General features: G+C 61.3%; 19 protein-coding genes. 4 read left to right on the plus strand and 15 right to left on the minus strand.

Annotated elements, in window-relative coordinates; genetic code table 11:
* Positions 1 to 66 precede the first annotated feature (66 nt).
* From OJJ21_RS06265 to arfB, 4 genes are all read right to left on the minus strand, one after another.
* Positions 67 to 708 (minus strand): thioredoxin family protein, encoded by a 642-nt coding sequence (locus OJJ21_RS06265; protein ID WP_297684254.1) that lies wholly within the window; start codon positions 706 to 708, stop codon positions 67 to 69.
* Complete coding sequence (locus OJJ21_RS06270; RefSeq protein WP_297684256.1) at positions 705 to 2885, minus strand: protein-disulfide reductase DsbD domain-containing protein; 2181 nt, start codon at positions 2883 to 2885, stop codon at positions 705 to 707. Before OJJ21_RS06270 ends, OJJ21_RS06265 begins: the two co-directional genes overlap by 4 nt.
* A gap of 90 nt (positions 2886 to 2975) precedes the next feature.
* Complete coding sequence (locus tag OJJ21_RS06275; RefSeq protein ID WP_297684258.1) at positions 2976 to 3992, minus strand: lipid A deacylase LpxR family protein; 1017 nt, start codon at positions 3990 to 3992, stop codon at positions 2976 to 2978.
* An 86-nt stretch (positions 3993 to 4078) separates the two neighbouring features.
* A complete protein-coding gene (gene arfB / locus OJJ21_RS06280) occupies positions 4079 to 4498 on the minus strand; it encodes an alternative ribosome rescue aminoacyl-tRNA hydrolase ArfB (protein WP_297684260.1) in 420 nt (139 codons plus the stop codon).
* 380 nt (positions 4499 to 4878) lie between these two features.
* Between arfB and OJJ21_RS06285 the strand changes: the two genes are divergently transcribed.
* The gene (locus OJJ21_RS06285) at positions 4879 to 5469 is read left to right on the plus strand and encodes a methyltransferase domain-containing protein (RefSeq protein ID WP_297684262.1); all 591 of its coding nucleotides are present in this window, start codon (positions 4879 to 4881) and stop codon (positions 5467 to 5469) included.
* Positions 5470 to 5478: 9 nt separating this feature from the next.
* On the opposite strand, the gene OJJ21_RS06290 is transcribed toward OJJ21_RS06285, so the two are convergent.
* The 6 genes from OJJ21_RS06290 to OJJ21_RS06315 all read right to left on the minus strand — a co-directional run bounded on the left by OJJ21_RS06290 (position 5479) and on the right by OJJ21_RS06315 (position 10174).
* Positions 5479 to 7071, minus strand: coding sequence for a hypothetical protein (locus tag OJJ21_RS06290; protein WP_297684264.1), 1593 nt, complete (start codon positions 7069 to 7071; stop codon positions 5479 to 5481).
* A gap of 129 nt (positions 7072 to 7200) precedes the next feature.
* Positions 7201 to 8019 carry a hypothetical protein gene (locus tag OJJ21_RS06295; protein WP_297684266.1) on the minus strand — a complete coding sequence of 273 codons (819 nt, stop codon included), beginning with the start codon at positions 8017 to 8019 and terminating at the stop codon, positions 7201 to 7203.
* A 157-nt stretch (positions 8020 to 8176) separates the two neighbouring features.
* Positions 8177 to 8614: a nucleoside deaminase gene (locus OJJ21_RS06300; protein WP_297684268.1), complete on the minus strand. Its 438-nt coding sequence runs from the start codon at positions 8612 to 8614 to the stop codon at positions 8177 to 8179.
* Between the two features lie 15 nt (positions 8615 to 8629).
* Positions 8630 to 8866 carry a thioredoxin family protein gene (locus OJJ21_RS06305; RefSeq protein ID WP_297684270.1) on the minus strand — a complete coding sequence of 79 codons (237 nt, stop codon included), beginning with the start codon at positions 8864 to 8866 and terminating at the stop codon, positions 8630 to 8632.
* Positions 8867 to 8877: 11 nt separating this feature from the next.
* The gene (locus OJJ21_RS06310; RefSeq protein WP_297684272.1) at positions 8878 to 9894 is read right to left on the minus strand and encodes a permease; all 1017 of its coding nucleotides are present in this window, start codon (positions 9892 to 9894) and stop codon (positions 8878 to 8880) included.
* Positions 9895 to 10012: 118 nt separating this feature from the next.
* Positions 10013 to 10174 (minus strand): DUF3309 family protein, encoded by a 162-nt coding sequence (locus tag OJJ21_RS06315; protein WP_297684274.1) that lies wholly within the window; start codon positions 10172 to 10174, stop codon positions 10013 to 10015.
* Positions 10175 to 10557: 383 nt separating this feature from the next.
* On the opposite strand from OJJ21_RS06315, the gene OJJ21_RS06320 reads away from it, so the two are divergent.
* The 3 genes from OJJ21_RS06320 (at position 10558) to OJJ21_RS06330 (ending at position 13870) form a co-directional block, all read left to right on the plus strand.
* On the plus strand, positions 10558 to 11208 hold the full coding sequence (locus tag OJJ21_RS06320) for a DUF6134 family protein (RefSeq protein ID WP_297684276.1): 651 nt from the start codon (positions 10558 to 10560) through the stop codon (positions 11206 to 11208).
* A gap of 33 nt (positions 11209 to 11241) precedes the next feature.
* Complete coding sequence (locus OJJ21_RS06325; RefSeq protein WP_297684278.1) at positions 11242 to 12261, plus strand: TAXI family TRAP transporter solute-binding subunit; 1020 nt, start codon at positions 11242 to 11244, stop codon at positions 12259 to 12261.
* A gap of 643 nt (positions 12262 to 12904) precedes the next feature.
* Complete coding sequence (locus OJJ21_RS06330) at positions 12905 to 13870, plus strand: replication initiation protein (protein WP_297684280.1); 966 nt, start codon at positions 12905 to 12907, stop codon at positions 13868 to 13870.
* 65 nt (positions 13871 to 13935) lie between these two features.
* On the opposite strand, the gene OJJ21_RS06335 is transcribed toward OJJ21_RS06330, so the two are convergent.
* The 5 genes from OJJ21_RS06335 to OJJ21_RS24395 all read right to left on the minus strand — a co-directional run bounded on the left by OJJ21_RS06335 (position 13936) and on the right by OJJ21_RS24395 (position 17303).
* Positions 13936 to 14571: an Abi-alpha family protein gene (locus OJJ21_RS06335; RefSeq protein ID WP_297684282.1), complete on the minus strand. Its 636-nt coding sequence runs from the start codon at positions 14569 to 14571 to the stop codon at positions 13936 to 13938.
* Entirely contained in the window at positions 14572 to 15084 is a 513-nt protein-coding gene (locus tag OJJ21_RS06340; RefSeq protein ID WP_297684284.1) for a hypothetical protein, read from the minus strand.
* A gap of 134 nt (positions 15085 to 15218) precedes the next feature.
* Entirely contained in the window at positions 15219 to 15533 is a 315-nt protein-coding gene (locus OJJ21_RS06345; protein ID WP_297684286.1) for a hypothetical protein, read from the minus strand.
* The gene (locus tag OJJ21_RS06350) at positions 15478 to 16902 is read right to left on the minus strand and encodes an LPD7 domain-containing protein (protein WP_297684288.1); all 1425 of its coding nucleotides are present in this window, start codon (positions 16900 to 16902) and stop codon (positions 15478 to 15480) included. The genes OJJ21_RS06345 and OJJ21_RS06350 overlap by 56 nt, the downstream gene beginning before the upstream one ends.
* Complete coding sequence (locus tag OJJ21_RS24395) at positions 16899 to 17303, minus strand: ribbon-helix-helix protein, CopG family (protein WP_366092510.1); 405 nt, start codon at positions 17301 to 17303, stop codon at positions 16899 to 16901. Before OJJ21_RS24395 ends, OJJ21_RS06350 begins: the two co-directional genes overlap by 4 nt.
* Positions 17304 to 17438: the final 135 nt, after the last annotated feature.

Below are 17438 nucleotides of genomic sequence, written 5' to 3' on the forward strand. Positions count from 1 at the left end.
AACGCCCGGCTTTTGACCGGGCGTTTTCATTTTTACGATGACCGCGACGGCGATCAGGTCGTCTGGTCAAGTCGTCGGCGGCGCATATTTCACCGTGCAGCCATAGGGCCGCGAGGTCGCGGTGCTGACCTGCTTGCCCTGGGCCAGTTCGCTCAGCGCGGCATCGACATAATTCTTCGCACCGGCCAGGTCATCGATCCGGGTCGAGGGCTTGTCATCGATGCCGCCGGCGTAAGCGAGCCTGCCGGTCTTGTCGATCACATACATATGCGGCGTTACCTGCGCGCCATAGGCGCGGGCGATCTGGCTCTTCGGATCGAGCAGCACGGCCGACGGCGCCGCGCCGCGATCAGTAGTCAGCTTGTTGGCCTGGGCAGGATGGACATAGCCCTGCTCGCCCTCCGGCGAAGAGACAATGGTGAGCCAGACGACATTCTGCGCCGTCCACTTCTTCTGCAGCGCCTGCATGTTGTTACCGCTGTAATGCTTCTTCACGAAGGGGCAGTCGTGGTTCGACCATTCCAGCACCACGGTCTTGCCCTTGAGATCGGCCAGCGACACGGTCTTGCCGTTGGTATCTTTGACGGTGAAGGCCGGCGCCGGCTGGCCCACGGTCACGCCGGAGGCAAGACCGAGCTGCGGCATGGCGAGAAGTCCGGCGGCGCCGATGGCAGCGGCAGAAAGCAGGAAACGACGAGAGACGGTCATGGTTGCACACTCCTTGTCGTAGAGAGGTTGGACAGAGACGCGGTTTGCGGCTGCCGGCCGTGCGAACCGACACGGTCCAGCAGGTCGAGATGCTCCAGCACGATGGCCGGCGTGAGAATCTGCGGCAGCACGACGGTCTGCCCTGCCGCATAGAGGAGATAGAGCGGCACGCCGCTGCGGCCATGCTGCTCCAGCACGCGGGTGATCTCCGGATCCTGGTTGGTCCAGTCGCCCTTCATGTAGACGATGTCGCGGTCGCGGAAAGCCGCCTGCACCCTGTCGCTGCTCAGCGCGGTACGTTCATTGACCATGCAGGTGATGCACCAGGCCGCCGTCATATTGACGAAAACCGGCTGCTGCTGCGCCACCAGAGTATCCAGTCTGGCGCGGGTGAAAGCTTCGGTCCGGATGCCGGATGGCGCGATCTGGGCCTGCTGCGGAGCGGCCGACCGCACCGGGTTGCGCGCCACGCCATAGAGCGCGATGCCGGTGACCAGCAAAAGCAGTCCGGCCGTGGCGCCAGCCATCTGGCCGCGCAGACTGAACGTCCAGGCAGCGGCCCCCACCAGCACCAGCCCCAGCAGGGCGGCGAGCAGGCCTTTTTCGCCGACCTGCTGGCTCAGCACCCAGATCAGCCATGCCACGGTGGCATAGAGCGGAAAAGCCAGGGCCTGCTTCACGCGGTCCATCCACAGGCCGGGCCGCGGCAGGCGGTCGGCGAGCTGCGGCACGAAGGTGAGGACCAGGAAGGGCAACGCCAGGCCGAAACCGAGTGCCAGGAAAATCGCCATGCCGATGGCGGCCGGCTGGGTCAGCGCGAAGCCGGTCGCAGCACCCATGAACGGCGCCGTGCAGGGCGTGGCGACCACGGCCGCCAGCACGCCGGTGAAGAACGAGCCCTGATAACCGCCGCGCCGCGTCAGCGCCTCGCCGATGCCGGCAAAGCTGCCGCCGACATGAAAGACACCGGACAGACTGAGACCCATGGCGAACAGCAGATAGGCCAGCACGGCAATCACCAGCGGCATCTGCAGCTGGAAGCCCCAGCCGATCTGCGCGCCGGTCGCCCGCAGACCCAGCAGCAGTCCGGCCAGCGCGCCGAAACTGAGCAGGATGCCGAGCATATAGGCCATGCCATGGCGGCGCATCTGCGCCCTGCCCGCGCCTGCATGGCTCACCAGGGCGAGAATCTTGATCGACAGCACCGGGAAGACGCAGGGCATCAGGTTGAGCAAGATGCCGCCCAGCATGGCAAGCAGGGCCGCCTGCAGGATGGTGCTCCAGCCTGCTGCACTGACCGTGGCTGCCGGTGCGCCATAGGCGATCTCGGCGAATTCGAAAGCCTGCCGCTGCTGCGTGCCGCCGGTATCTTCGGTGAGCACCAGCAGGCCGCCGGTCTGCTGCGGCAGGCCGGCCGCGGCAAAGCTGCCGCGCTTCAGCGTCAGGGTCAGCCGGTCGGCCTCGACCTTGAAGGCCTGCGGCGCGGCATGTTCGATCATCGCTTCCTGATGCGGCAGGAAGGCGGCGCTGTGAATGCGATCTGCCCGCAGGCCCGGCACGGCGACATGCAACACATAGCCATCGCTGCCGGTTTCTATCCGCGCCGACCAGGGCGAGGCCTGCGCTATTTTCTGCCGCGCGGCATCGAAGGCGGCGGCGGTGGCGGGACTGGCGCCGCCTGTACCCGTGGGCAATGCGAGATCGAGCGCGGCCTCGCCGGGGATGCATTCTTTCTGGCAGACCAGCCAGTTCACATCGGCCTTCAGCGCCAGCTCACCGGATGGCAGTGCCGCCGGCGGCGTGATCTGCGTCAGCAGCAGGATTTCGCCGTCGTAGCCATAGTTGACCAGATGCGCGACCGGAATGCGCTCGGGGACCGGCCAGACGATCGGCCCGGCGCTGAAGCCCGGCGGCAGGGTCCAGCGGATTTCGGTGGCCAGTCCTGAATCGCCCGGATTGCGCCAGTAGGTATGCCAGTGCTCCGCCATGCGCAGACGGATGCCGAGCCAGAAAGCCTCGCCGGCGCGGATGCTCTGCGGCTCGGCGAGCAGTTCGGCCTGCACCAGGTCGTTGCCCGAAAGCGGCGCCTGAGCCTGGACAGCAGGCATGAGGCCGAGCACCAGGACAGCCGCCAGGGCGGCCTGATACAGGCGGGAAAGAAAACCGGGGCGGCGCATGGGCATAAAATTCCCGTAAATCGCGATCCCGGGCAAGCGATATCGGGTCACAACCGCGCGAGCCGAAACCGGGCTGCCGTTACTGACCGGCTAGAAAGCAAATGACACGCTGAAGGCGCCGAACTGGTCGCTGGCATCCTGGCCTTCATATTCGCGGGTACGCAGCACATGCGTATAGGCCAGGCGCACGCCGTCGACGACGACAGCGAGGCCGAACTGGGCATCGCCGACGAAGGTTTCCTTGTTCACGCTGCGGCTGCTGCGGAAGGTGTTGCCGTCGAGGAAGATGTTATGCGCCACCGCGCGGCCGTCGACGCCGGCGAACAGATACCAGCCGATACCGCCCGGCGCCTTCTCGAAATAACCCGAACCCGGCAGGCTGGGCTGCACGCGCGGCGGGCCGTAGTCGATCGGCAGGTTCTGGCCGAAACGGAACATCATGCCCATATTGGCGTAGTCGTAGACATTGCCGATGGCGGCGCCGGCATGCGGCGTGGCATCGATACCGAAGCCGGCCGGCAGCTTGAATTCCGGCGACTGCCAGCTGCGCTGATAGGTCAACTGCAGGGTCGGTTCGTTCCTGAGCTGGGTGTCCCAGCCCTGGGCTTCCGGCGAGTTGACGATGGAATGGATGAAGTCCTGCGTCTCCTGCGCCATCGATGCCGGACCGACAACGCCGACGCTGACCAGGAACTGGTCGAGCACCTGGCCAGTGCGCGCCACCACGCCGACCGAGCCATACAGCCAGCCGGCATAGGGCCGGTCGGTTGCCGGCGGATCGCGCAGCAGCTTGTTGGAAGCGGTGTACATATTCTGGCCGAGGGCATATTCGACGCGGATATCGCTGTGCCAGCGCAGCATCGGCACTTCATAGGCCAGGTCGCGCAGCCATTCGGGTTCGGCATTCTTCGGCGTCAGGTAGCTGAACCGCGCGCCGCTCGTGTAGCGGCGGTCGGTGTTGTAAAAAAGATCGTTTTCCAGCACGAAACTGAAGATGCCGACCTGCGGCTCAGCCTGCTTGGCGAGATCGGGCGGATCGGCCGCGAAGCTGAGCGGCGCAGCCAGCAGGGTGGCAACGAAGGCGGCAGCGGAAATTTTCGGGGACATCAGGCGGAAGCCCATCTTTACAGGGTGAGGCCTGGCCGTCTTGCCCGGCGAATGTGGCATGAAGGCGGCAGACATGATGTTTCGTGTCATTCCATACCGGGCCGCGAGCGCATGCTCTTCACGCCGGACCGCTTGGTCTTGGATTCCAGCCGGCGCTTTTTCGACCCCAGGGTCGGCCGCGTGGCCCGGCGCGGCTTCGGCGCCACGGCGGCGGTCTGGATCAGCGCCACCAGGCGGTCGATGGCATCCTGGCGGTTGCGCTCCTGGCTGCGATGCTGCTGTGCGGTCATCACCAGCACGCCGTCCAGGGTCAGCCGGCTGCCGGCCAGCTTTTCCAGCCGGGCGCGCACATCGTCGGAAAACGCCTGCGACCGCCGCACGTCGAAACGCAGCTGCACCGCCGTCGACACCTTGTTGACATTCTGGCCGCCGGGGCCGGAGGCGCGGACGAAGCTGATCTCGATCTCGCGCGGATCGAGGCTGATGCGGGGGGTGACGCGAATCATGGCGGCACCCTAGCCGTCCCCTGCCGCCTTGCCCAGCGCAGCCGGACCGTTTCCACACCGGCCGTGCCGGAATGATATCACTGCTATCAAACCGGCCTTATCCGATGCTTATCCGGCCTTATTCCGGCTTATCCGGTGTCTATTCCGGCTTATGCCGGGCTTACCAAGGCTTAAACGGGGCTTAAACGAGGCTTATCGGCGCTTATTCCGGGCTTATTCGCACCTTTCCGCTTGCCCCAAGCGCCGAATTGAGATAGGAACATAATAGCAACTTTATGCCCTGCCCACAAGCTGGCTTTCCGCGGAGCCTGCCCACAGAATGCTGCCTGCCGATGGCGGGCCGGAGTCGCCTGCCGCTGCTCCGGGTGGGACCACGCGTGATGAAAACCGTTCTGCATGTCGGCTGCGGCCCGCGCGATGCCAGCCCGCTGCATGCCACCTTCCGCCAGCCGGACTGGCGCGAGCTGCGGCTCGATATCGACCCCGAGGTGAAGCCCGACATCGTCGGCAGCATGACCGACATGCATGCGGTGCCGGCCGCCTCGGTCGACGCCATCTGGTCGTCACATAATATCGAGCATGTCGAAGCGCATGAGGTGGCCCAGGCGCTGAATGAATTCCGCCGCGTGCTGAAACCCGCCGGCTTTGCCCTGATCGCGACGCCGGACCTGCAGGAGGTCTGCCGCCATGTCGCGGAGGGCCGGCTGGAAGACACGCTCTATACCGTGGCGGCCGGGCCGATTGCCGCCATCGACATCCTGTATGGCTGGCGCCGCGATCTCGCCCGGGGCCGCAGCTACATGGCGCATCGCACCGGCTTCACCCGCGACACGCTGAAGGCCAGGCTGAAAGACGCGGGCTTTGCCCCGGTTGCGGTGCAGGCCAACCAGAAGGCGCTGGAACTGACAGCGATTGCCTTCAACGGCGCGCCGGACGAAGCGACGCTGCGCGCGGTGCTGAAAACACTGTAAGGCAGCGAATCAAAGCGCCCTTTGCTCCGGTGTCTTGCGCATGAATTCGTCGCCCAGGGTATCGAAACACTCTGTTATCACCCTCGGTCGCAGACGGCCCCAGGCCTCCCAATCGAATTTAGGCCAGGGTTCAATCAGTTTTGTCTGCTCCGGTTTGAACTCGGGCACGGTCCAGTAGCCGGGATTCCAGAAGCAGTTTCCGGCGTCATTGAAAGCGCCATGCTTGAGCGGTTCGCCGGGACCCTGGCCGAAAACCTTGAGGACAACCTGGCCACTCACATCCTGCGGCAGGATCGCGCGCGTCATCCTGACGTTACGCCATTTCCCCAACGTGCGATCCAGAATGGTCTTGGGCGGCTCGTACATCTCGTCGATCCATTCCAGCAGGCTGCCGCTTGGCACAGCTCCGCCAGCCGTCAGCTCCATCGCTTCCCGTTGCGGATGCAGCATCAGGTTATAAAAGCGCGCATCCGGATGATCGCGGAGATACGGAACCACGGATCGTGAGAATTCCGCGATGCTGGTTGCCGCGCCCATATAGACGATGTCGCGATAGGACAGACCGGGAAACAGGCGGATCACGTCGCCGAGTATGATCGTGCCCATGCTGTGGCCGATCAACGTGATCTGAAGTTGTTCTCTCTCCTTAGCCTTCCCGGCATTCCACTTCTCAATTGCGACAAACAGCTCGGCAAATGCGCCAGTACCACGCGGCTCCGCCAGCAGCTTCTCCGCTAACGGCGATCCTTCATAGACACATGCGGGGTCGAATTCCGCCGTCTGATGGATCACGGTGCGCGCCCGCCGCAGCATGTTTTCCCACGCGGTTGTGCCGAGAGAGTCGACGAAAGGCGATGATATCACCCGGCCGGGAAAGGTGAGCGCGTAACTCGCTTGCTCCGACAGTTTCGGATGCTCGTGGTCGACATTGCCGTGGACAATGATGTTGCTGCGTCTGCCCACCTTGCCTTCAGCATAACGGCCCGGCTCCCCCGCGAGCTTCCAGCCGTGTTCGGGTGACGACTCATAATAATCGAAAACCCGCCCCATCTGCTTGAGATAGGTGACCGGGGCACGGACCACACCCTGGGCCAGATCGGTTGCGATATAGACCGGGGTGTCCCAGATCGTCCGCTCGAAGCGCTGGCCGCCGCGCACGCGCGAGGTCTGCTCCCACCAGGTCTCCAGGCCGCCGGTGCGCCACAGCAGAAAAAGCGGGATATGTCCGTCTTCCGCCATCGCATCGACAATTTTCGTGAGGTCACCCGCCTCAACGATGGCTTTTTCGCTGTTCAGTCCGCCATGAACGTAAATCAGAAGCTTCCGGCGCCCCAATGCCCACTGCTCGTCCAGCAGAGCGTTGACCCGCGCCGCCATATCTTCCTTGTAGGCCAGGCGTCCGTGATCGTCGGCGACGACGAGATGGCGATAGACCTTGTTTTCAGGCAGAGGCTCGCCGTCCTTGATGGAACAGGCCGCGCCCGGCGCGGTCATCGCCTGATCACCCGGCGTAACGGCGCAGCCCGATACAATCGTCATGAACAGAAAGGCAAAAATCGCGCGCAAGATGTCGCCTTGCGCCGGCCGCAGCTGATACCGCATCGCCTGTTCCCCCCATATTCCCCGCGGGACAGTGAAGCGCAGTTTCACTGCGACGCAATCTAAATCACGGCCGGGCGGTCCGGCCAGTCTGCGAAAGATACGATGGTATGCAGCGCTGTCGCGCCGCGCTCAGCTCTTGCGCAGGAAGTCGCGCAGCTCGTCGTAGATCCGCTTGGTCATCGGATCGGCGCCGTTGAGGATCAGGCCGAGCTGGGTGCGGTTGAGGCCGAGTTTCAGCGCCAGGTCTTCCAGCGTCATCTTCGACTCCGCGCAGGCCTCGGCCACCGCCTGCACCGACACGCCATCGGCATAGTAGCTGCCGTAGACGATCTTGACCTTGAACTCGACCGGCTTGCGTTTCTGCGTCACGCCGCCGAATTCGCTGGGCGCGCGCAGGCGCGGCTGCGCCGCGGCGACCAGGTCCTGGCTGCTCTGCTGCATGGCCTCGGCCAGCAGATCGGGCAGCGAGTTGCTTTTGCCGATGGCGTTATCCAGCAGGCGCCGCACGGTGTCGACCAGCTCGGTCTCGATCCTCGGCAGGGTATGGGCCTCGCCGAAACGGTCGTGGAAACCGGCGATGTCGCTCAGGCGGTCGCGGCGGCGCAGCAGGAAGTCGCGGCTGCCGAAGGGCATGCTGCGGCCCTGCTCGCCGACCCGCAGGATGAAGATGCGGGTGGCATTGACCTCGACGATGCAGACCTGCCAGCGCAGGTTCACCAGGTTATGCGCGAGCTTGTCGCGCCGCGCCGGCTCGAACAGCGGCAGCTGGTCTTCCACCAGGTCGACCAGCACATAGAATTTGTCGATCTCGTCGATATAGCTGCGGAAATTGTCGAAGCTGGCGGCGAAGGTGTCGGGCTCGGCCATCCTGCGGATGATGGCCACGCCATGCAGCTCCGCTTTGTTCAGCAGATCGTTAAGCTGAGCGAGTTTGGTTGGCGCGGCCATGGTTGTCAGGCGAATTATACCGCCCGGTCCGGTTTAACCGCAATCTGCAATAGTTTTCAGATCGGATACAAATCTGACGAATTCTTTGCAGATCGCCGCAGAAAACAGGCAGCAGTGCCCGCGCCGCCCGGCCGGCTGCAACCGGCGCGGCGCCACCTCAGACGCCGATATCCTCGTTCCACAATTCCGGCTTCGCGGCGATGAAACCGCGCATCAGGTCGATGCAGGTGGCGTCCTGCAGCACCTCGACGGCCACGCCGCGACTGCGCAGCAGGTCTTCCTCGCCCATGAACGTGCGGTTCTCGCCGACGATCACCCTGGGGATGCCGTAGAGCAGGATGGCGCCGCTGCACATCGCGCAGGGCGACAGCGTGGTGTAGAGCGTGGCGGCACGATAGACGCTGGCCTTCTGGCGGCCGGCATTCTCGAAGGCATCCATCTCGCCATGCAGAATGGCGCTGCCCTGCTGCACCCGGCGGTTATGGCCGCGCCCGATGATGCGGCCCTGATGCACGATCACCGAACCGATGGGAATCCCGCCCTCGGCCAGCCCGGCGCGGGCCTCGTCGATGGCGGCCTGCATGAATGGGTCCATGATTTCTCCCCTCATCTACAGCCTGGCGAGGATAACCCCGATCTCGTCCGCGCTCAGGACTTTGCCGCTGGAGACGAGTTTTTCATCGATCACCAGCCCCGGCGTCGACATCACACCATAGGACGCGATATCGGCAAAGTCGGTCACCTTGACGATCTCGGCTTCCCTGCCCGCCGTCACCGCCGCCGCTTTGGCATTGTCGCCGAGCGCGACGCATTTCTTGCAGCCCGATCCCAGAATCTTGATGATCATTGCGGTCTCCTTCACAGAAACAGATAGCCGAAGGCATTGAACAGGTAACCGATGCCGATGATGCCGGCGGTGACGATGCCGGTGAAGGCGGCCAGCAGCGGCAGCCTGACCACCCGTTTCAGCAGGATCAGCGACGGCAGCGAGAGCGCGGTGACCGCCATCATGAAGGCCAGCGCCGTGCCCAGCCCGGCGCCGTGGGCGACCAGCGCCTCGGCAATCGGCAGCGTTCCGAAGATATCGGCATACATCGGCACGCCGGCCAGCGTCGCCAGCAGCACCGACCACCATTTGTCCTGACCGAGCAGCGCCGCGATCAGGTCTTGCGGAATCCAGTTATGGATGGCCGCGCCGATACCGACGCCGATCAGGATATAAGGCCAGACGCGGGAAACGATATCGGCGACCTGGTCCCGCGCGAACTGCAGCCGCTCGCGGCGCGTCAGCGCAGCCTCGGCGCCGTCATGCGCTATCACCGGGTTGCGGAAGACGAAACTCTCGACATAGCGGTCCATGCCGGCGCGGCCGAGCAGCGTGCCGCCGACGACAGCGATGACGAGGCCGACGACGACATAGGCCAGCGCGATCGGCCAGCTGAAAATGCTGGCCAGCAGGATGACCGAGGCGAGATCGACCAGCGGTGAGGAAATCAGGAAGGAAAAGGTGATGCCGACCGGCAGGCCGGCGCTGGTGAAGCCGATGAAAATCGGTATCGACGAGCAGGAGCAGAACGGCGTCACCGTGCCCAGCAGCGCGGCGAGGATATTGGCCGGCAGGCCGCTGACGCCGCCGAGAATGCGCCGGGTGCGCTCGGGCGGGAAATAGCTCTGGATATAGGACATGCCGAAGATCAGCACGCCCAGCAGGATGAAGATCTTGATCACGTCGTAGATGAAGAAATGGATGCTGGCGCCGATGCGGCCGGCGGTATCCAGGCCGAAGCCGTCGCGCAGCAGCAACGTCACCAGATCGGCCAGCCACTGCATGCGCAGCAGCTGGTCGTTCAGCCATCCGAAACCGTCGCCGATCATTCACTGTCCAGGAGGAAACTGCAGCCCGGGGAGCATGAAAGCAGACACCGCCCCCGGCGCCCTTGATTTAGATCAGGAGCAGCACTCCGCAGCCATTAACGGCTCTTGGGCAACACGATCACACACGCCCCCGGAGCAGCAATACGAGCAGGATGATCAGGATGATGAGTCCGAGGCCGCCGCCGCCATAGCCGAAATGCGGCGGCATGAATCCCATGAAGCCGCTGATGAACGACAGCAGGACAAGAACAAGGACGACGATCAGTATAGTTCTCAGCATAGTCAAATCTCTCTTCCGTTGCAGTGTCGAACGCGCTCAGGTCGCGCAGCAGCATCACACGCCGCATCAGCGCTGCGGCGGCTAAGAGAAAGCGTGTCATGTCGGATGTCTGTCGAGAAGCGATTACCGGAACGGCGCCGGCGCACATGGCACAAACATCGCTTTGTCCATGGCTTTTATCGTTTGTATGATACGCTTCGCTTCGACCGATCCAAAGACAAATCGGAAAATTCACCGCGCAGAATCGCGTCGGATGACCTGCCGTTTTCTGACGAAGCCATATCCCAGCAAGGGCCGTGCAAATAAACATGCTTTCCGATGGAACCAAATCCATCCATCCCAACAGGCCGCGCCGGAGACCCCTGTCGCGACGCGGCGTTTTGATGGCCGGCTGCGCTGGCGTGGCGATCCATCTGCTGCCTCGTATCGCATGCGCGGCAACCGCCATCGTCCTGCCCAGCGCCGCGGATCAGCGGCAATTCTCGGTGTATTACAAGGGCAGCCGGATCGGCGCCCACACAATCCTGTATTCATCGGCAACCGGCGAGACGCAGGTGAGCACCCGGATCAGCCTGCTGGTCAAAGCCGCCTTTTTCACCATGTTCCGGTTCAGCCACAGCTCGACCGAAATCTGGCGCGACGGACAGTTGATGAGCCTGCGCAGCGAAACGGTGGAGCACGGCGAAACCCTTCGCGTCGATGGCGTGGCGACACCGCAGGGCTTTCGCGTGGTGAGCAAGGGCGGGCCTTTCATCGCTCCGGCTGCGACCCTGACCTCGAACAGCCTGTGGACTCCGGCCGTGCTGGAACAGACCACGCTGGTCGATGCGCAATACGGCGGCATCATCGGCGTGAGCGCCCGCAAATTCGCCGACGAGCAGATCGTGATCGCGGGCCGGCAGATTGCCGTGACGCGCTATACGCTGATCACGCCCTATCTTGCCGGCAGTATCTGGTACGACGAGAAGAACCTGTGGGTCCGCGGCGAGTTCGAGCGCGACGGATCGCATATCCAGTACCAGCTGGACCTGTGAGGCGCCGATGCGGCGAACAAGGGAGCGCCCGTGATGACTTTGAAGCCTGCGCTGATTTTTAAAACCCCATTGCGGCTAGCGGCCATCATCCTGGCGGGCGCGGTTGCCGGCTGCGCCGCCGTGTCCGTCGTGCTCGCCCCTCCCCCGGTCACGCTCGCCAGCGGCACGCCCGGCGGCATCTATCATCCGGTCGGCAATGCGATCTGCCGCATGTTCAATCTGCCAGACGCACAGCAGACGACGCCCTGCCTGGCGGTGAGTTCCGAAGGGTCGGTGGCGAATATCCGGCGGATCGAAACCCGCAAGGCCGCCTTCGGCCTGTCGCAGACCGATCTTGCCTATGCGGCCTTTCATGGCGAGGGGCCGTTTGCCGCCGCCGGTCCCGATCCGAAGCTGCGCATGCTGATTGCGCTCTACCCGGAAGCCTTTACCGCGATCGTGCGCGCCGATACCGGCATTCGCGACTTCGAAGACCTGCATGGCCGGCGCATCGGCATCGGCAAAAGCGGGGCCGGATATGGCTTCACCCGCGATGTCGTGCTCGGGTTTTACCGCCAGTCGATCCCGAATCCGGAGCATGCGCTGGAATTCGGACCGGCCGAGCAGAATCCGGCGCTGTGCAACAACCTCGTCGATGCGATCATCTTCCAGGCCGGACATCCCAACGGCCTGACCCAGGAAGCCACGACCGGCTGCCCGGCAAGACTGGTGCGCGTGGCCGGCCCGCCGATCGACCGGCTGCTCGCCGCGCATGCCTTTTACACCGCCACCGTCATCCCCGGCGGCATGTATGCCGGCAATCCCGAGGATGTGGCGACCATCGGCACGCGGGCCATCCTGATCACCTCCAGCAGCCAGCCGGACCGGCTGGCCTATGCCATGGTGAAAGCGGTGTTCGAGCATTTCGACGATTTCAGGCGGCTGCATCCCGCGCTGGCGACCCTGTCCGTCAAGGATATGGTGCCGAGTGAGGCTGTCATCCCGATCCATCCGGGCGCGCTGGCCTATTACCGCGAGGCCGGTCTCCTGCGCGCCGGCACAGCGGCCCGCTGAGGCTGCGGGAGCATGGTCAGGGAATGTGCGGGCGTCCGTCGCGCTTGGCGACCCCAACGGGAAGAGAACGCCGTTTTTGACGGCCCCTCTGAAGCGTTGTTTTTACTTCATTTTTTCCAACATACCGCCAATAGCTTTTAGATGATTTTTCCAGTTTTTGTCCAGCCAATAGATATTTCCGGTGACTTTGATTGCAGTTTCACGAAGAGTCTGCGATCCTGACCGAGCTCCAATGAGCACCTATCCGCGCGCCGGCTTCGACACCCGGCAGACTGTGGACCGGCTAGGAGAGCGATTGGAGCCTTGAAGCGGCCGTCACTGGCCGCGTCCCAAATTGCCTCAAGGCGCGGAAGCAAGGTGTAACTGCGCAAAGGCATACCGGCAGGCGGTCGAAGTCCCAAGGTGGATCGCCAGGCTAGGTCGAAAGCTCGACAAGCGTTGCGGATGCAAGCGCCGCACACCTCCGGTCTATCGAGGTCGCGCAATGCAATTCGCCATCAGCAAATCTGCCCTAGAAAAACTTAAGCCCGCCAGGTGGATCCAGCGGGCTTAAGAGGCATGCCGCCGGCTCGACATTCCGGCTAACCGCTATATAGGTTAGATTCGGAATTCCGTCAAGCGGCGGCGCTTCCAGGCGCCGGCAATGTCCGCGCTTCCCGTCCTGTCGTTGTCGCAGATTCCTAAGTGGACCTACTGCGCGAACGATCGCCTATACCGAGATAATCAACGCCGACCTCGTGAAGAGGCCGTGACGTTCAAGAAAATTGCGATCAACCATACGGCTCGTGTCAATTACCTGATTTTTGACTGCGACCATGATGACGAGTACCGGTTTCGCCACATTGGCCTACCCGCCCCGAGTTGGATCGCTGCAACGCGCCAGACGCGTCGCCATCATATTGTCTGGCGACTCTCAACACCCGTGCTTACCGGCTACGATGCTCGTCCTAAGCCAAAATGGTTCCTGGCGGGTGTAGCAGGTGCACTCCGAGAAGCTCTGCAGGCAGATCCTGGATACAGCGGCCTTCTTACAAAGAACCCACTACTCAATGGCGAGGAAGATTGGGATGTCCAGGCATGGAGCGGAAAGCCGGTCACACTCCAAGAAATGGCCGACCGCGTTGGTTTCAGTCTTGGGAATCTCAAGGGCAAGCCGACAAACGACGTTGGGACTGCTCTAGGTCGCAATTGCCAACTGTTTGACTGGTTACGCCACTGGGCATATCGAAACTTTGCCCACTATTCGAACCAAGATCATTGGAAGGTTTCGGTTCTAAAAACTGCTTATGAACTCAATGCCAAGTTCGATTACCCGTTGCCTCATACGGAGGTCAAATCAACGGCTAAATCTGTCGCCAAGTGGGTTTGGACCCGATACACCGGAAGCAAGACCATCCTGACCGGACTGGCATTGAAGTCTGCCCTTCAACGCGGAGGCATTATCGCATCAATAAAGAGAAAGGCTGCATCGGATGCACGTGTGCAGGCCATCTATTCATGCCTCTTAGAAGCCGGAGTACAGGTGTCCATTTCTAGTTTGGCTATGGAGGCCAAATGCAACAGGCGGGTTGCTCGACGCGTTATTGCCGCCTTACCACCTGAGCATTGATCTCTCTGCCCACTAATACCTGATGTGCGGACAGCGAATGGTCCACCCCTCGATACAGCCCAATTTTAAGCACAGGCATTTAGCAGCAGTCTTCCAAAAGGGAGCAGGTAGTATGTTAGGTATCCGGCCTGATGTTTATGAGCACAGCCAAGGTCCACCAATCGGTCAAGTGATACCGTGATTTCATCAGGAGCCAAGCTAATTGCGGCACTGAGATTATTCATTTCCTCCGGCTTCATAGAAAGATTGCTTCTACTATGCAGGGTCTTTAGGACCACTGCATCCGCAGGGTCGAATTTCTTAAGAGCGTCGATGTACGATTGACGTATTGTCGGTGCGTTCTTGTCCATCGCATTTGCCAGCAGACGTGCCCACAGCTCCTGAAGCTCAGGCCGGCTTTCATCTTGAGCGGCAGACAGAAGTGGTATTGCAATAGTCGGTGACACCGCTTCGATTTCGACGTTCGGTCTGCCGGCTAATATTTCTTCGGTTCGCTGCTGCATCCGTGAAAAGTTTCGAATACGCAAATGCCGAAGATAGTCGCCAAACAGGCCAATAGTGTCTTCTGGGACCGTCCCGAATACTTTCCCAAGAAAGCCACCAAATTGCTGTAGCGCCTCAATCGCCCTATCACTGGTCTTCGCGACAGCAGAAACTGCTTCTGCTTCCTCCTTGCTGAGGACCTCACTCCTTTTTCCCATTTACCCCAGCCTTCCCCACGAATAATCGAGTATCGCCTTTTGAAACGTTTGCAGCTGCCGACCATTGTTGACCGAGATAATAGCCCCAAGCGCGATGGCACCCAAGGCGCCTATCGTCACCCCGACATTTCCTGCCAATAAACCTAAAAATCCAAAAAACACCCCGCCGATGACCAAGGCGGCTACTATGAACACGTTGCTAAAATGCCCATCTACAAAGCTTCCATTCAACAGGAAGCCCTTGTCGGTAGCGTGATTGGCAACGAAGTAAGGTGCAGAGCGATTGCTGCGTCCAACGACGCACAAGGTTACCTGGTGACCAATATTGGCAATCTCGATTGGCCCTTTAAATTCAAACTCTCTGCCTTCGTCGGTACGGATCCAATAGTGACGTAGATTCGTTACAGACGATGACACGTTTCCGTTGACGCCACCGACTCTTGTTTCAGAATACAAATCGGCGGAATAGACCTCGCCAGTAGTTTTCGTAAATTTGAAGCCGTTGAAATCCATACTCTCCCCCTTTGATCTGGTTTCAGTTTCTGGATATCAGGGCTGGGATTCATGGCTCAAGGGAAAAGTACTTCTTGATGTAGCACGCGACTCATTTCTGCGAGTACAAGCGTATTCAGCTTGCCAACGGCTTCCTAACGTCTCCAGCGAATTCCGACTGCCTCCATTAGTTTCTGAGCAAAGCCATTTGATTCCCGGTTGGGTGTCTGAGCGCGCTCCAAGATGGTGCTCAGAACCTTTCCCCGTTCTTCTTCCGACCTCTGCCTGAATTCGGCAGGGGAAGCCCACCGCTTGCCTTCACCACCATCGCTGCCGCCCTCCCCCTCTTCCTCTTTCTGGTTCTTGGCGGTCCACAGGTCCCATTCCCGCTGTTCCGCTTTCTTTTTGGCGAAGTTATGGGCGTGCTCTTGCTCTTTCAGCCATTCCCGCATTTCCTGGCCGTCTTGCATGGTTAGCTTCAGCGCCTTCCGGGTGGGCATGCGCTGAACGTTTACCCTTGTAAATATTGACATCCGTCCTCTCCATTTCCTGCTTCAGTACTTGGATCCCTTTTTCAGCCAGCACCTTTGCCGCCCTTGCTTTGAACTCGGGCGACCCGTCTAGCGTCACTTGCTGCCAACCTTTGGCCGCAGCAATCTCGATCATCAACCTGATAGCGTCGTCTTCTAGCAACTTACTGCGCGGCGCAGTGGCGTTGATCGTCTCGCCTCGGTCAGTTATGAGCGCGCCACTGCGGGATTTTACCGTATTCCCATCAATAAACCCGATGATGTCACCAATATCATCGGGCAGATCATCCACTTCGATGCCATATAGAAGCGCCAGCCGCATCACCTTGTAACCGGCCTTGGCTCTATTGGTCTGCGGACCACGAATGACAGCATTTACCTCTGCCGGCCGTTTAGCCCGAATCCGCAGAGGTTTTAACCGACGCATTTCGTACGCCGTCATCGCTTCGGTGTAAGCGGTGGGGTAAAGAGTAGCCCTTAACTTGTTGATCTGGCCTGCCTCGATCCGAGGCAGGCCATTGGCTCTAAGAGCTTGGTTGAGTGCTCGTCCAACCTCTTGGACCGCGCCATTGGATGACCGAACTAGGACCAAACCCCTGCGCTCGCCCTTTTGCAGCATTACACCACGCTCGGCGAGCTGTTTGATAAGCACGGTCGGGGAGTTGTCGGCGGCCAGCCAGGCGGCGAGCAATGCGGCTCTGAGGTCGCGGGGATCGTCGCCGGTCCGCTTCTTCATTTCTCGCTCGGCCGAGGTCAATTCGGCAACGGGCCGAGAGCCCTTGTCGAAGTCCCCTGCCGCTAGCCAACTAGCTGCAGCTGGATTCTCTGTCGCAAGTGCCCGCTGGATCGCCTTGTTATGAGCGCCCTTCGTCGGCGTCATTCCGAGGCTGAATTCGATCAGGCGCGCTACCTTCTCACCGCGAACCTTCGAAAATCTGTCCCTAAACTTGAAACCTAATATCGGATCCTCGGTGGCCCAAACCAAATGACGGTGCCGCGCTCGGTCTATTCCATCGCCGGGTTTGGCATGTTGCACCGCCGCCCGAGGGACGTCCGCCAGACCAAACTCCATCTCGTACAGACCAACAGCCAGATCCCACTCCTGATCAGTCATGGGACGATCTGGGTTAAAGGTGACGTGCCATAGTCGTTTTCTGCCAGACAGCGCCGCAATCTCAGTCAGTTGAGATTCCAGGTCGTCCGACAGCACGTGGCGACCCGGAAGGTGTGTGACTTCTTCGTTCTCCGGCTTCAAAAGGTGCCTGGCGAGATTTTGGGCGGAGCTATTAAAATTGCTGGTGAGAATCACCTTCCTGCCTCCCGGTCTCCCACCAAGTTAACGAGTTCGCGGACAACGCGTCCTGTTTTACGCACCTCTTCCAGCACACGTCCGAGCGCCACTCGGTCGGCCGAACCGCTACGGGACAGCGCCAGCTTTAGCAGACCTCCCGCCCGCCCCAACTGCGCGGCAAGCGAACGGGCAACCGTAATTTCCTCGGCTTGAAGGCGGTCATACCGGCGGCGGATCACCCGATTTGGGGCACCGTAACAAGCCTCCAATGCTCGCCGTATCAGTGTCGCCATAGACAACTGTTCACGCTCAGCAGCGCGGCGCAGTCGCTCCTTCAGTTCGGCTGGCAGCCGGACCGCAGTGTACGCGTCAGCCAGCGTCGCAGACTGTCCCCCCGACCGAGAGGAAGAGGCCAGCACGCGGCATGTAGTGCCGTCGTATGGCTGTGGGGGTGAAGGTTTCGAAGGTGGCAATCGAGACTCCTATCGGGGTTCACGGGGCATCGCCCCTGACAAGCTGCTTCGGCACATGCGCCAGCATGTAAACGAAGCACT

The sequence above is a fragment of the Ferrovibrio sp. genome, assembly GCF_025869515.1.
Taxonomy (GTDB): Bacteria; Pseudomonadota; Alphaproteobacteria; order Ferrovibrionales; family Ferrovibrionaceae; genus Ferrovibrio.

Bases quoted from the DNA above. Each gene is read 5' to 3' on its own strand.
- OJJ21_RS06330 (WP_297684280.1), top strand. From the start codon at position 12,905: ATGTCCGCGCTTCCCGTCCTGTCGTTGTCGCAGATTCCTAAGTGGACC.
- OJJ21_RS06335 (WP_297684282.1), bottom strand. From the start codon at position 14,571: ATGGGAAAAAGGAGTGAGGTCCTCAGCAAGGAGGAAGCAGAAGCAGTT.
- OJJ21_RS06345 (WP_297684286.1), bottom strand. From the start codon at position 15,533: ATGCAAGACGGCCAGGAAATGCGGGAATGGCTGAAAGAGCAAGAGCAC.
- arfB (WP_297684260.1), bottom strand. From the start codon at position 4,498: ATGATTCGCGTCACCCCCCGCATCAGCCTCGATCCGCGCGAGATCGAG.
- OJJ21_RS06285 (WP_297684262.1), top strand. From the start codon at position 4,879: ATGAAAACCGTTCTGCATGTCGGCTGCGGCCCGCGCGATGCCAGCCCG.
- OJJ21_RS06300 (WP_297684268.1), bottom strand. From the start codon at position 8,614: ATGGACCCATTCATGCAGGCCGCCATCGACGAGGCCCGCGCCGGGCTG.
- OJJ21_RS06340 (WP_297684284.1), bottom strand. From the start codon at position 15,084: ATGGATTTCAACGGCTTCAAATTTACGAAAACTACTGGCGAGGTCTAT.
- OJJ21_RS06305 (WP_297684270.1), bottom strand. From the start codon at position 8,866: ATGATCATCAAGATTCTGGGATCGGGCTGCAAGAAATGCGTCGCGCTC.
- OJJ21_RS06295 (WP_297684266.1), bottom strand. From the start codon at position 8,019: ATGGCCGCGCCAACCAAACTCGCTCAGCTTAACGATCTGCTGAACAAA.
- OJJ21_RS06320 (WP_297684276.1), top strand. From the start codon at position 10,558: ATGGCCGGCTGCGCTGGCGTGGCGATCCATCTGCTGCCTCGTATCGCA.
- OJJ21_RS06270 (WP_297684256.1), bottom strand. From the start codon at position 2,885: ATGCGCCGCCCCGGTTTTCTTTCCCGCCTGTATCAGGCCGCCCTGGCG.
- OJJ21_RS06325 (WP_297684278.1), top strand. From the start codon at position 11,242: ATGACTTTGAAGCCTGCGCTGATTTTTAAAACCCCATTGCGGCTAGCG.
- OJJ21_RS06290 (WP_297684264.1), bottom strand. From the start codon at position 7,071: ATGCGGTATCAGCTGCGGCCGGCGCAAGGCGACATCTTGCGCGCGATT.
- OJJ21_RS06265 (WP_297684254.1), bottom strand. From the start codon at position 708: ATGACCGTCTCTCGTCGTTTCCTGCTTTCTGCCGCTGCCATCGGCGCC.
- OJJ21_RS06310 (WP_297684272.1), bottom strand. From the start codon at position 9,894: ATGATCGGCGACGGTTTCGGATGGCTGAACGACCAGCTGCTGCGCATG.
- OJJ21_RS06315 (WP_297684274.1), bottom strand. From the start codon at position 10,174: ATGCTGAGAACTATACTGATCGTCGTCCTTGTTCTTGTCCTGCTGTCG.
- OJJ21_RS06275 (WP_297684258.1), bottom strand. From the start codon at position 3,992: ATGTCCCCGAAAATTTCCGCTGCCGCCTTCGTTGCCACCCTGCTGGCT.